Raw genomic sequence first — 12,779 nt, 5'->3', positions numbered from 1 at the left:
ATCATTTATTGAAAATCGACTGTGGGAAGGTTAATGAGACCAAAAAAGTTTGTCAAATCCTAGGAATAAGCTATTTGTTGAGGTGAACTGAAAAGGTAACATAAAGGCAGTCGAGATTTAAGGAGGAATTTATAGGATACCTTACAGCGAGGTGAGAGGATCTTGAAGGGGACTGACGAAGATAGGGCATTGATTTCCACTTCCCCAGAGAGCCTTTCCTCATTTATTTAATTGCTTCAGTGCTAACTCTATAGCCTTATCTAACTGAGTGTCTTTCTCATTTGCATAGTCTTCTGGCTTTATTTCTACTTCAATATCTGGATCAACACCGTAATTTTCTATCCCCAAACCGATATCGTCAAAGTGTAATGCAAATTCAGGTTGAGTAACAGTGGACTTGTCTGCTAATCTATGCCTTGGACTTATTCCGATAACACCACCCCAAGTCCTCTTACCTATCAGCACTCCTAACTTGTACTTTTTGAACAAGTATGAAAATACATCACCATCTGAGCCGGCATTCTCATTGGTAATGGCTACTAAGACCTTAGGTGAGGAGAAGAAGGGAATGGGATTTTTCTTCCCATGTCTAGGAACGTCGTATCCTTCCCTTTTAAGCAATAATTTCTGTAGGATTAACCCAGAGATAAATCCTCCTCTGTTAAATCTCACGTCAACTATCAATCCGTCCCTGTCAAACTCTGACCTAAATAATCTATAAAATTCAGCAAAACCTTGAAAACCCATGTCTGGAATGTGGACGTATCCTAAGAGACCTTTACTCTTCTCGTGCACATACTCCCTATTTTTCTCCACCCAGTATCTATATAATAAGAACTTCTCATCATGAAGAACCTTAACACTAACTCTCCTGCTCGCTCCATCCTTAGTAATTACATCCAAAATTATTTGATCTTTATTGAACAAATAATAATAAATATTTTTTATAGCATTATTTCCCACGTCTTCTCCATCTATTGCCTTTATGCAATCCCCTACATTCAGTTGCACTCCAGGATCCCTAAGTGGGCTTCTCTCATTTTCATTTGTAGGATCTCCGACATATATTTTGGTAATCCTAAAACAACCGTTATCATACTCAAATTCAGCTCCTAATCCTCCTACTTGTAATGGCTCTTGAGTATCATAGTCATAAGGAAATTCGTAGGAATGAGACGTTTTAGTCTCTCCCTGCATCTCTTGTATTAAATCTGACAATTCATACCTCGTACTTATCCTATCTAATAATCTCTCGTATTTAGGCAATACACTGTTCCATCCTTCTAGTTTATTCTCATTCCAATAGTTCTGTTTCATTAGCTTCCATGTCTCTCTTAACATTTGTCTCCATTCCTTATCGAATTCTACTAACACCTTAACCCTCGTTAAATCAATTACCCCTCCTTTCCTCCCTTGAGAGTTCAAATCTGGTTTAGAATTAACGTCAAACATTCTTAACGTGTCCTTAAACATTAGTATGATCTTTGACTTATCATTTGATAGTACGAAATCATTTAAGTTATCCGCGTAGGTTTCTTTACTCTTCGAATCTAAATCATAAACCTCTAGTTTTCCGTTTCCCTCATCACTAAACGATCTGACATTCCTTATAGGGTAAGATAGTAAGAAGACTTTATTGTTTTTAGCTCCCGCTATCTTAACGTAATTATCCTCATTCACTGGGAATGGTAATACCCTATCTTGAATTCCTTCAACTTCTATACCCTTCTTATCACTTACTTGTTCTAATGGTTGATTAAAAGGAGAATAAGAATTGCTTAACACTACGAGATATGGTTTAACGACTTTTTGGAAGGATAGGTTAAAAATAGCCTTATCATCTGTTGCTTCTAGATGTCTGGCTGAAAGGAAATATAAGTATCTACCATCTGGATCGAAAGAAGGCGAGAAATCATAACCATATGGAGTAGTGATTCTTATCGTCTTACCAGAAATATGACCTAACTTTATAGAACGTACCTGATGACCCTCTGGGAAGGAGTAAGCGAACCACTCACTATCTGGATGCCAGTCCATCTCAAAAATAATGTTGTATTCACTCTTGTCTATTAACTTGGCTGAATTATTTTCAATCTCATAAAGCCATAATTCCTGCCTATTGTTAGATATTAATACCTTCTTACCGTCTGGAGAAACATTGATTCTCTCTATCCTTCCGAAATCTATGTCTATCTTTTTACTATCCTTTCCAAGGATTACTAATTTATCATCATTAGAGTTTACAACTAACACTTCGTTAGAGGGTAAAATTTGAATTTGTCTATATTTGACACCTTGTTTCTCTCCTAACTGTACTGATGGTCCATCCCAAGGTTTCATTAAGAAAACCTTTCCTCTCGAAATTATACCTACGTAATTATTATTTGTCGAGACTTCAGTTAAGTATTCAGTTACGCTTACGAATTTAGGTTGTCTCTTCTTCCTATCTGTTGGTAAATCTATTTCGACTTTTTCAAGACTCTCTTTCTCAGGGTAATATATATAAATGTCTCCAGCGTTCTGGAAAACTATTTTCTCTCCATCAGAACTAGCATTTCTGCAATAGTATTCGGTAAAGTTTGTATGTTTCTTTAAGTCTTTTCCATCTAGATCTACGGAATAAAGATTAGCCACCCCTTCGTGATCAGATAAAAAGTACACTCTACCCTTCACGATCATAGGCCAACTTACTATTCCATTTAAGCTAACGAATTTATTGAAGGACTTACCTCCATCATAAGATATCCAAAGCTCACCTTTAGTTCCTCCCTTATAACCCTTCCAGAAAGGTAAATCTTGATACCCTCTGGCTAAGATTATAATATCATTACTCATAACGATGTTAGAAACTATACCATAGGGAAGCTTCTCAAAACTTCCATCATTTACGTTAACTTTGTAGGCTTCAGTCCATTGAGTAAAGGGAGTGTGAAAGTCAGTTATTACCAATATCTCGTTTTCAGACAACCAACCGGCAACTCTACTATTTCTACCAAAATAGGTCACCCTTTTGGCTTCCCCATCCCCTAAGACGAAAACATCTGAACTTGACTTGCCACTCTTTAACCAAAGCGCAGTAAAAGCTATCTTTTTTCCGTCAGGGCTAATTTTTGGTCTTATTGACACTCCTAACCCGCTAGTTAACCTTATAGGTCTGTTATCTTTCCTTTCAAGGTTTAACAGCCAGATATCATCGTCAGAGGTGAAGGCTAACAAGTTACCTCTGACATCCGGGAACATATAGTAACCAAGCATAGATATGATAGAGTAATGGAAAAATATAATTATTGCGCCGACTTCCTCTCCACCATATATGGCGAGACTTTCCATAACTTTGTAATAGAGAATTTTTAATAATATTAAAAATATTCAGTATTTATTTATATAAATTAGAAAATTGAGAATTTATTAATTTTTGAAACGGAGGACTTCGATCATGAAGAACCATAATAAGTTCCAGTCCTTAATTTAAAACGGAAAAGATATAGAAAGTTTCAGATGAAAATAGTATAAGTACACGAATTATTTAGAGTTGTCTCAACTTTGCTTTTTATATATTAAATGCACTTCATTACCACACTCACATAGCTTAAAATCAACCAAGCGTAATTTTGGTGAGTCATTCCCTATATATCCTTCACCTTGTGCGAAACTTACCCCATTTCCAAATATTCTTGGAGATACTGTCAACCTAATTTCGTCATATAAATCATTTTTAATAATGCTCCAAATCAAATTTCCTCCACCTTCTACCATTAATTTCTTGACATTGAAATTGGTGTATAAATCTTCAAATATCTCCTTAAACTCGCTAAACGTCCTTATAATAACCCCTTTTTTCTTCAAATTTTCACCTATGTGGGAATTGAGGTTCATGGTATATACTATTGTAGGAGGTGGGACTGAAAAAATCTTGTACGAAGGATCTAAGTTTAAGCTCTTACTAACTATAACCCTTAGAGGATCTTTATCCTTCCTCTTAGCATATTTTATAGTTAAAGATGGGTTGTCTACTCTCACCGTATTAGCCCCGACCATTATGCCGTCTACCTCAGTCCTTAATTCATGTTGTCTTTGCTTATCATAAGGACAGCTTAACTCACTATAACCGGTCTTGGTAGCAAGCCTACCGTCAATCGAAACTGTTGAAAATATTATTATGTAAGGTCTCATACGGATGAGATTGTACATTACAACAATTTATGTTTTCTTAGTAGTAAGCGCTAATATACCAGCTATCAGAAGAAGAACGAAGGAAACACCAAAGAATCCAAAGAATACTGGTAGCGATAGGACTGACGCAATTATTAATAATATCCCCCCAACCTGCTTATCTGAAATTAGCGAACCAATTAAACCTAGTACTAACGATGGTATCGCGACAAAGAATGGCATGAAGAAGAAACCTCTCATCATAGCAAATCTACCTCCCATCATTCCATAATATGGGAAGGACATAGTCATCATGATGAATAACGATACCAATATTAATATTGAGGCAACTATACCCAATATTTGATAAGTTTCCATTAATCTCACCCGTAAACTATTATCTCACCATACATTCCCATTTCTGCATGTCCGGGATACTCACATATGTAGTAATAATTTCCAGGGTTGTAAAATACGACGTTAGAAGAGAATGAATATGCATAACCGGAATTATAGTTTGCCGGAGGTAACATAGGGGTCATGGTTAGAATGTTCATTCTCACATACATCATAACGTAATAAGGATAAGGGGGACTAAGCGTAGTTATAGCAATATTGTGATAATCACCTTCATCTAGATTAATTAATGTTATATGGACTGTTGCACCTTGTGGGATCACAAGTGTTGGATTTATTAGACCATCAATTACGAAAACGTTATCTTCTGCGTGCATATTGGAAGGAGGTATATAATGGGTTAGATTGTAAGCTCTGGTATGACCCATAGATAATATAACTAAATTAATATCTTTTGTATAAAATATTATGGAATCGTTTGAGGGAAATATTTTTACATAAGAGGAGTTTTCAGCATGCGTATAACTTTCACCTATGGGAATTTGTTGGAGATTGGCATACCCACCCATCATACTACCACTCATCATCATTCCTCCATAACCCATCATTCCTAACTGATGGTTATAATAATATAACGACTGTTGATAATAGTAGTTAGGCAAATAGTAGTACGTGTAATATGCATAACCAACTATCGACGCTACTGTAGCTCCAAGTATTATACTTATTAGAAGAATCTTATTCATAAAATATTATTAGATATTGTGAATAATAAATTTTTCCTTATCGTAGATTTTCTGTAACTTTTTCATTATCTTAAATTATTTTACTATGTGTCCTAAAGAAATATTAAGCTTTATTATAATTTTTATCTTAATGTGATAAACCTATTACTCCGGCTAAAGTTTTTATCCTCTTAAAGGAGTTGAAATTTATGAATGTAATCTTTGACGTGCTAAATGAGATTCACGGATTTTTTGGAGCATTGTGGGCTGGAGCAGCATTTCTCAACTTCTTAGTAAAGCCTCAGGATAAGAAGCAGTACGAAAAAATGGGAAAGTTCTTCATGATCTCTTCTGTAATTACTATCATAACGGGTATCATTATATTCGCGTATATTTATTTAATACCATACAAAGGAAACCTATTTATAGTGGACGCGGTATTACATGAAAACCTTAGTGTTAGGATTAGAGCTTTCTTAAACCTAATAGGAGGGGCTTTCGGATTGCTAGCTTTTGGCTCGGGCATAGTGATGAGTAATAGGATTAGATTAGTCATGAACGTAAAAGAGGGTGATATAGCTGGGCTAGAGCTGAGGAGTTCAATAGCCAAACTATCAAAGCTCAACATAACCTTTTTGCTAATATCGATCGCAATGATGATATTAGCTGGATCTATAGCTCAAACTATAATTTGAAAAATACTAAATTCTCGCTCTTTCAAAATGTCCAACATGATTTGTTAATTTTTCAATACTCGCAAAAGGGATATGGTGGGAAGGAAGTTCAGTTTATACCACGATATTTTTAGCTAATCTTTACAACTGTTATTTATGACTTCATTTGGTCCAAAAGTTGAAGATAATGGCGTAACCTTTACCTTGTGGGCTCCATATCAGAAAGACGTAAAAGTTAAGGTATTAGGTAAGGGAGTTTATGAAATGGAAAGAGACGATTTAGGTTATTTCAGAGTTCACGTTAACAATGTAAGTGTCGGAGATAGATATAAATTTATTCTAGATAATAAAATGGAAATACCGGATCCTGCATCAAGGTATCAGCCTGAAGGAGTTCACGGCTATTCAGAGATAATTTCAGCCAATTATGATTTTTTACCCTCTTCAAGGGTTAAAATGAATGACCTCATAATATACGAATTGCACGTTGGTACGTTTACTAAAGAAGGGACATTTGAGAGCGCTATAGGTAAGCTTGATTATTTGAAAGAATTAGGAGTAACCGCAATTGAAGTCATGCCAGTGGCTCAGTTCCCTGGAAAAAGGGATTGGGGGTATGATGGAGTTTATTTATATGCAGTGCAAAACTCCTACGGCGGTCCGTTATCCTTCAAAAAGTTTATTAACGAGGCTCATAGGAGAGGGTTAGCAGTAATATTAGACGTGGTTTACAATCACGTTGGACCTGAGGGAAATTACATGACATTATTGGGACCCTACTTCTCAAGTAAGTATTCGACACCTTGGGGATTAACCTTTAACTTCGATGATAGTGGAAGCGACGAGGTTAGGAAATTCGTACTTGAGAATGTTGAGTTTTGGATTAAAGATTATAATGTTGATGGTTTTAGGCTGGATGCGGTTCATGCTATAATTGATAATTCCCCAAAACATATCCTAGAGGATATAGCTGATGTTGTGCATAAATACGAGAGAATAGTAATAGCTGAAAGTGACTTAAACGATCCAAGGATCATAAACCCTAAGGAAAAGTGTGGCTATAATAATGACGCCCAATGGGTTGATGATTTTCATCACTCAGTTCATGCCTTTTTGACAGGAGAGAGAAGTGGGTATTATGCAGACTTCGGGAGCATCGATGATATAGTTAAGTCTTATAGGGACGTGTTCGTATATGATGGTAAATACTCTAAGTTCAGAAAGAAAACTCATGGAAAACCTGTAAAGGATTTGGATGGATGTAAATTCGTAGTTTATGTCCAAGATCATGACCAAGTAGGAAATAGGGGAGATGGAAAGAGATTAATTGAGCTAATAGATAAAGAGTCTTATAAGATAGCTTCTGCCCTATATTTACTATCCCCATATATTCCCATGATATTCATGGGCGAAGAATATGCAGAGAAAAATCCCTTTTATTATTTCTCAGACTTCTCTGATCCTAAGCTAATTCAAGGAGTGAGGGAGGGTAGGAGAAGGGATAATGGACAAACGACTGATCCTCAATCTGAAGAGACGTTTAATGCTTCAAAACTAAGTTGGAATATCAATGAAGAGATTCTCTCCTTGTACAAAAACTTGATAAAAGTGAGAAGAGAGTATTTAACCCCATGTAGCAGAAATTTATCCATAGATTACGGAAATAGTTGGATCATAGTAAAATACGAAAGAATATTTATAATTTATGTATTTTCAGAATCAACTCTAAAAGTAAATTATACGGGAAATTTAGTCTTATCATCTTCACATCAATTTCCAAGGGAAATAAAAGAAGGAGTATACACTCTTAGTAAAGGATTCGCTGTGTATAAGCATTAGTAGATGAATTTAAAAATTTGGAAGATAGATTATACTTTTGATGAAAGGTAAAAACACAGAAGATAAGGAAAAGGACGAGGACAGAAAAACTAAACTCCTCATATTCTTCTTCAGTTTCCTAAATCCACCGTGAAGTTTTTTTATAGAATAAAATTTCTAATGTTAAAATTAGGGGTTTTTATCCAGAGAAGGAATTTACCAGATTTTTACGTTTAAATAAAGTGATATTCCTACATTACTCCTCGACATGAATAGAGAGGTTTTTCTCATTATTTAAGTTTAAAATCTCTCTAAGTTCCCCTTAGTTTCCTTAGATAAAACGCTTAAGAGTAAAGCAAACACACTTAAAATAGCCAAGGCAAAAGTTTCGACCACACTGAACTTGCTTATGCCTGTCATGATATCAACGATTGATAAAACTATTACAGACATCAGTGTACCTATTGTAAATCCTATACTCCAACTTATGGAAACCCCCGAACTCCTAATGTTAGTTGGAAACAACTCATTAACGTAGACCATTATTCCTCCCGACCCAAATAAGGCTAAGAAGCTCAGAATTGAAACTAAGTATAATGCTGAATTAAAGGAATTAATGAATAGAAATATTGGGGAAGACAATAGGTTAAGAATGGAACCTATTATTGACACCTTTCTCCTACCTATTCTCTCGCTCAATAAGCCACCTAAGAAAGGTGAAATTATTGTAATTACTCCAGACAAGGTAATTATCTGAGAAACTTCAACTTTTGTCAAACCTTTATCATATAGGAAGTTAGGTAGAAGTAATATCACTACAGCATTAATGGAAGCCCATAGACCGGTCATTAGAGATGCGAAGATAAACTCTCTTCTATAATTTTTGATTAATAGACCTAAGGGGTTTTTAACCCTTTTACTCTTCATGATCTTTATTGACTCTGGTAGAGAAAAAGAAAGAGGTATCATAACTATGGAAGTGAAGAACATAATTTTCCATCCTATGCTATCATAACCATTGTTACCTAGAATTGAATATAGTGTGAAGAACACTAAGGATGCTATTAGATATGCTGAACCACCTACTGAAAAGGCTGAACCACTGAACCAACCCCTATGTTCTTCCGGTAAATTCTCCAAACCTATTACGTTTATCCCAGCGGTTAATCCTCCAGTGAAGAATCCTTGAATAGCATACAATAAGATTATGAGAATGGGATTATGAGATATAAATGGAACTATGACCAACGGTATTACCGAACCAATCCCACTAATTCTCGTAATCAGCCTCCTACCATATTTATCACTCAACGGACCTAATATGTATGACCCCGGTATTCTCATGATCACACTAATTAGTACTGCCGAGTAAGCACCGATTACAGAATATTTTGAGAATATTTGAGAGGAAATGTAGGGTGAATTGAAGACTAATATAGTAGAGTAGTTGTAAACTAGAAAGGTATAGCTCAGAAAGTTGAGCATTATCATCTTAATATGCCATTTCTCTAACTTCATTAAGTGATTAGATCTTTGAATAATTAAAAGGTTAACTATTTTATGTGGGGAAAAGATTAATAATACGGGGAATATTATTTTAAGTATGGGATATGTAGTAAAGATTGATGATAGAGGAAGAATAAAATTACCTAAGAATTATTCCTCAATGAGTTCAATCATTATACTGGATTTGGGAAATTTCTTTATCGGAATACCAATCCCTAAGGATCCAATACTCTTTTCGTCTAACGTTATAAAATCCGAGAGGGATACCATTAAATTAAGGAATGATGCAGAGATCAATATGAAGAGGGAAATTGAAGAAAATGCTGATCGACACTGATGTTATACTGGCTCATCTAAAGGAGAGGGATGAGCTAAAAGAAGTAGCTGATAAAGTATTTTCTAAAATCTCAAGGGGAGAAATGGAGGTAATAGCGAATAGGGAATCACTTCATGAGATCTACTACATTCTGAGAGATGAGGAGAGGTTACCCATATCAGATATACTAAGTAAAATAGGTGCTTTAATAAGCATTCCTAACCTCACCTGGGTACCTACTACAATTGACGTAGATTTATTAGCCTTAGCCTTAATGCAACAATATGGTATCACTTACACCTTTGAGGCTTACCAAATCGCGACCTGCTTACTACATGATAAGGATAAGACTATAATATCTACAAACCACGATTATGATAGAGTTAGCCTAATAAAGAGAATAGATCCTACTAGTCTAGTTTGACTGACCTCCTCCCTGCGAGGTTTGTCGCTCTTTCTATCTGTTTATACAGTTGAATTACCGTGTATAGCCCTCATACCTCTCCTAAGGGGATAAGCATGTTTAGGAAAAAAACATACGATATCGTTACCCATCTTAAGGGCTTCTGATCCTCTGGAAAAAAGCTATATTAAAATGACAATCAAAATTGTTGCAATAGGTAACATGAGTAGACTTATGAATAGAATGAGAGCCTTCTTATTGCCAAAATTAAACGTGTAGCCCGAACCGAACCTTTTGGGTATAATTACTCTGTCGTCGTTAGGGTTGTAATAGAACATCCCCAACTTCCAGTACTTATCGTCGTCCTCTATAGCGTTACTCAACTTAAGTTTCCCTTGTTTTTCCAACTCCCTTAAGTACCTACCACCTTCGATACTCATCTTCGCTAAGCTAATCACAATACCGAGTATAGCACACGATAAGAAGGCAACCATAGAGAGTGGTAATACTACGCTTATAGAGTTTAAAGGAAAGATCCCCCAAGACCATAAAGTTAATAAACTCTCGAGAAGGGTGAGACCAGTTGCAATTATCCCTATAGTTGCTACTGCGTATTCCTTGCTACGTTCGTAAGATTTATAGTACTCTTCGGGGTAGGCTGGGTTTATACGCGGTTTTGAAACATATACTGCTATACCCACTATAGTGAAGATAAAGAGCAAAAAAGCGTTAATAATCTGATTAAGTAAGACGTTAACTGGATCCTTAGGTGCATAGGCTATTACTCCGTTTGAGTTAATGTGGAAAGGCAACTCAGAGGGTATGCTATGGTAGTCGACTACACCTAGGATTAACATGCCTAGGAGGATTAACCAAGGTAATGCTAAGAACCATACTCCGAACCCCTTTTTCTTACTAGTATCTATAACAGCATACCTAACATTTGGCTCCTTTATCTCGCCCCTCTCTAGGATTACCCTCTTCCTTGATGTAACGTAATTTACACTTCCCAGTATTAACAAGATTATAATTGGGAATGGTACGAGTGGTGAGACTTCAAATAGTAGAACCCCACCTAATACGAGGGAAATCACGACTATCATTACACCACGTATTCTGTATTGCTTAATTATCTGTTTACATTTGTTACTCTTTCTGAACTCTTCAGTGACTTTCGCACCTAACACTCTGTCTGGTGGTTCTAAAGAGGGTGCTACTACATAGAAGATCCCTAGTATTACTGATATTATCGTAAGGAATGTTGGAAGGATAAGTTCTATACTACTGACCGTGATCATCACCTTAAAGACGAGACTATGTCCTCGATTTCCTTTAATATTTCCTCCTTACTGACCTTCGAGGCTATTGCCCTATAAATTACAACCTTCAACATATTCTTCCAGTACTCGTCTTTGATGTCAGTCCTAACGATGAACCTCTTCTTGTATACTGTTAAAAACCCCTCATCAACTAGGTATTTGTAAGCCTTATCTACGGTAAGCATGTTAATACCTAACATTGTAGCTAATTCTCTGATAGAAGGTAATTTATCTCCGGGTTTCAACTCACCTTTAGCTATTAGTTCAATTATAGAGTTAGCTATTTGCTTATAAATGGGCACATTAGAGGAAAAGTCAACCTTAATTGTTATATATTTCATATAACATCATAAACATATTTCACGCCCCAACTTAAATATTTTTTTATTAATCTTATCTGATTGATGTCTTTTAGGGCTTGTAATTTCCCCTCTATAATAATGGCTTTTACTAATTTTCCTCGCAAAATTTTTTCTGGAAGAATTCTGAGGATTCCGAGAAAGAATTTATATTAGCTTCTGATCTCCTCCCCACCATAAATGACATGGTTTACCGCTCTTTCTATCATAAATTCTAAGCTTAACCATTTTATTAACTCGATAACTAATCTTTAATATTGATTGTTATATTTTTTAACCTTTAAAGCTAAGTTTCTTATTATGTATTTAGTTGGCACTAAAAATGGATTATATGAAGTAAAGGGAAAAGTTGAGAGAGTTTGTTGTGATGGTGAGGAAGTCTACGATTTTTTGCTAAGAGGAAAAGATCTATATGTGTGTTCTGCTGATAGCGGAGTTACTCTAAACGGTAAAAAATTGTTGGATGATAGTTGCTGGAGATTATACGAATATAATGGTAAACTCTTTGCCTTAGTTGAGGGACCCAAAATTTACACTTTAGATGATTTGAAGAAGAAAATACTCGATTTATCTGAAGAGGGAAAAAAGCTTGGTTGGAGTTTTCCACACTCAGAATACGCTCACATTACGGATATAGCCATCTATAAGGGAAAGTTCGTTGCTACGGTAGAGGAGGGAAACTTATTGGTTGGAGACGAACTTTCCTCGCTTAAACCAATTAACTTCTTCGCTGACTCACATAATTTGTTGCCTAAATGGAATAAACTGTTCTTAGCTACTGCCAATGGTTTTTATGTAACTGAGGATATGAGTGACTTTAGACTATTAACTAGAGGGTATTTCCATGGGATCGAGGATCTAGGAAATACATTATTAGCTCAAAAGATGAGTGATCATCCATTACTTCTATTTAATGATAGTCTAGAGTCAAGGACTTTGGAAATTGTATTACCTAGGCCTACTTTCGGAACTACAGCAATATCTAGAGTAAACGATAATAAGATCGTATATTCGACTACTTCTCTTTATGAGATAAATATAGGAAATACCCTAACATACGAGAAGATCGCAGAAGACATTCCAATGACGAGAAGAATAAAAGTGATTTATGAATGAGTTCTTCCTACAAAATTTTTAGGTAAAGATAAGT

Annotated in this window: 12 protein-coding genes; 5 read left to right on the top strand and 7 right to left on the bottom strand. The window is 35.6% G+C overall.

The features are described 5' to 3' along the window. Nucleotides 1-219 precede the first annotated feature (219 nt). From BFU36_RS11635 to BFU36_RS11620, 4 genes are all read right to left on the bottom strand, one after another. Nucleotides 220-3,255, bottom strand: a complete 3,036-nt coding sequence (locus BFU36_RS11635) for a S41 family peptidase (RefSeq protein WP_069284761.1) — start codon at nucleotides 3,253-3,255, stop codon at nucleotides 220-222. Between the two features lie 282 nt (nucleotides 3,256-3,537). Further along, nucleotides 3,538-4,179 carry a 2,5-diamino-6-(ribosylamino)-4(3H)-pyrimidinone 5'-phosphate reductase gene (locus BFU36_RS11630; protein ID WP_185957790.1) on the bottom strand — a complete coding sequence of 214 codons (642 nt, stop codon included), beginning with the start codon at nucleotides 4,177-4,179 and terminating at the stop codon, nucleotides 3,538-3,540. Between the two features lie 21 nt (nucleotides 4,180-4,200). Further along, nucleotides 4,201-4,530 carry a hypothetical protein gene (locus BFU36_RS11625; protein WP_069284760.1) on the bottom strand — a complete coding sequence of 110 codons (330 nt, stop codon included), beginning with the start codon at nucleotides 4,528-4,530 and terminating at the stop codon, nucleotides 4,201-4,203. A gap of 5 nt (nucleotides 4,531-4,535) precedes the next feature. Further along, nucleotides 4,536-5,255: a sulfocyanin-like copper-binding protein gene (locus BFU36_RS11620; RefSeq protein ID WP_069284179.1), complete on the bottom strand. Its 720-nt coding sequence runs from the start codon at nucleotides 5,253-5,255 to the stop codon at nucleotides 4,536-4,538. A 188-nt stretch (nucleotides 5,256-5,443) separates the two neighbouring features. Between BFU36_RS11620 and BFU36_RS11615 the strand changes: the two genes are divergently transcribed. Together BFU36_RS11615 and treZ are read left to right on the top strand one after the other, a co-directional pair. After that, nucleotides 5,444-5,929 (top strand): hypothetical protein, encoded by a 486-nt coding sequence (locus BFU36_RS11615; RefSeq protein WP_069284178.1) that lies wholly within the window; start codon nucleotides 5,444-5,446, stop codon nucleotides 5,927-5,929. A gap of 135 nt (nucleotides 5,930-6,064) precedes the next feature. Continuing rightward, entirely contained in the window at nucleotides 6,065-7,747 is a 1,683-nt protein-coding gene (gene treZ, locus BFU36_RS11610) for a malto-oligosyltrehalose trehalohydrolase (protein ID WP_069284177.1), read from the top strand. 279 nt (nucleotides 7,748-8,026) lie between these two features. On the opposite strand, the gene BFU36_RS11605 is transcribed toward treZ, so the two are convergent. Continuing rightward, the gene (locus BFU36_RS11605; protein ID WP_069284176.1) at nucleotides 8,027-9,244 is read right to left on the bottom strand and encodes an MFS transporter; all 1,218 of its coding nucleotides are present in this window, start codon (nucleotides 9,242-9,244) and stop codon (nucleotides 8,027-8,029) included. An 85-nt stretch (nucleotides 9,245-9,329) separates the two neighbouring features. Between BFU36_RS11605 and BFU36_RS11600 the strand changes: the two genes are divergently transcribed. Beyond that, the gene (locus BFU36_RS11600) at nucleotides 9,330-9,569 is read left to right on the top strand and encodes a VapB-type antitoxin (RefSeq protein WP_069284175.1); all 240 of its coding nucleotides are present in this window, start codon (nucleotides 9,330-9,332) and stop codon (nucleotides 9,567-9,569) included. Continuing rightward, complete coding sequence (locus tag BFU36_RS11595; protein WP_069284759.1) at nucleotides 9,553-9,972, top strand: type II toxin-antitoxin system VapC family toxin; 420 nt, start codon at nucleotides 9,553-9,555, stop codon at nucleotides 9,970-9,972. Before BFU36_RS11600 ends, BFU36_RS11595 begins: the two co-directional genes overlap by 17 nt. A 161-nt stretch (nucleotides 9,973-10,133) precedes the next feature. Here the strand turns inward: BFU36_RS11595 and BFU36_RS11590 are convergent, their stop codons facing one another. Together BFU36_RS11590 and BFU36_RS11585 are read right to left on the bottom strand one after the other, a co-directional pair. Continuing rightward, the gene (locus BFU36_RS11590; RefSeq protein ID WP_069284174.1) at nucleotides 10,134-11,249 is read right to left on the bottom strand and encodes a DUF5808 domain-containing protein; all 1,116 of its coding nucleotides are present in this window, start codon (nucleotides 11,247-11,249) and stop codon (nucleotides 10,134-10,136) included. Further along, nucleotides 11,249-11,611, bottom strand: coding sequence for a GntR family transcriptional regulator (locus BFU36_RS11585; RefSeq protein WP_069284173.1), 363 nt, complete (start codon nucleotides 11,609-11,611; stop codon nucleotides 11,249-11,251). Before BFU36_RS11585 ends, BFU36_RS11590 begins: the two co-directional genes overlap by 1 nt. Nucleotides 11,612-11,929: 318 nt before the next feature. On the opposite strand from BFU36_RS11585, the gene BFU36_RS11580 reads away from it, so the two are divergent. Further along, a complete protein-coding gene (locus BFU36_RS11580) occupies nucleotides 11,930-12,745 on the top strand; it encodes a hypothetical protein (protein ID WP_069284172.1) in 816 nt (271 codons plus the stop codon). The last annotated feature ends 34 nt before the right edge of the window (nucleotides 12,746-12,779 follow it).

The organism is Sulfolobus sp. A20, assembly GCF_001719125.1.
Classification (GTDB): Archaea; Thermoproteota; Thermoprotei_A; order Sulfolobales; family Sulfolobaceae; genus Saccharolobus.
Note: the sequence above shows the minus strand (reverse complement) of the source record. Positions and strands in the feature narration are given on the sequence as shown.

Excerpts from the sequence above, each read along its gene's own strand:
- BFU36_RS11590 (WP_069284174.1), bottom strand. The coding sequence starts at position 11,249 with ATGATCACGGTCAGTAGTATAGAACTTATCCTTCCAACATTCCTTACG.
- BFU36_RS11635 (WP_069284761.1), bottom strand. The coding sequence starts at position 3,255 with ATGCTTGGTTACTATATGTTCCCGGATGTCAGAGGTAACTTGTTAGCC.
- BFU36_RS11620 (WP_069284179.1), bottom strand. The coding sequence starts at position 5,255 with ATGAATAAGATTCTTCTAATAAGTATAATACTTGGAGCTACAGTAGCG.
- BFU36_RS11625 (WP_069284760.1), bottom strand. The coding sequence starts at position 4,530 with ATGGAAACTTATCAAATATTGGGTATAGTTGCCTCAATATTAATATTG.
- treZ (WP_069284177.1), top strand. The coding sequence starts at position 6,065 with ATGACTTCATTTGGTCCAAAAGTTGAAGATAATGGCGTAACCTTTACC.
- BFU36_RS11595 (WP_069284759.1), top strand. The coding sequence starts at position 9,553 with ATGCTGATCGACACTGATGTTATACTGGCTCATCTAAAGGAGAGGGAT.
- BFU36_RS11580 (WP_069284172.1), top strand. The coding sequence starts at position 11,930 with ATGTATTTAGTTGGCACTAAAAATGGATTATATGAAGTAAAGGGAAAA.
- BFU36_RS11615 (WP_069284178.1), top strand. The coding sequence starts at position 5,444 with ATGAATGTAATCTTTGACGTGCTAAATGAGATTCACGGATTTTTTGGA.
- BFU36_RS11600 (WP_069284175.1), top strand. The coding sequence starts at position 9,330 with ATGGGATATGTAGTAAAGATTGATGATAGAGGAAGAATAAAATTACCT.
- BFU36_RS11605 (WP_069284176.1), bottom strand. The coding sequence starts at position 9,244 with ATGAAGTTAGAGAAATGGCATATTAAGATGATAATGCTCAACTTTCTG.
- BFU36_RS11585 (WP_069284173.1), bottom strand. The coding sequence starts at position 11,611 with ATGAAATATATAACAATTAAGGTTGACTTTTCCTCTAATGTGCCCATT.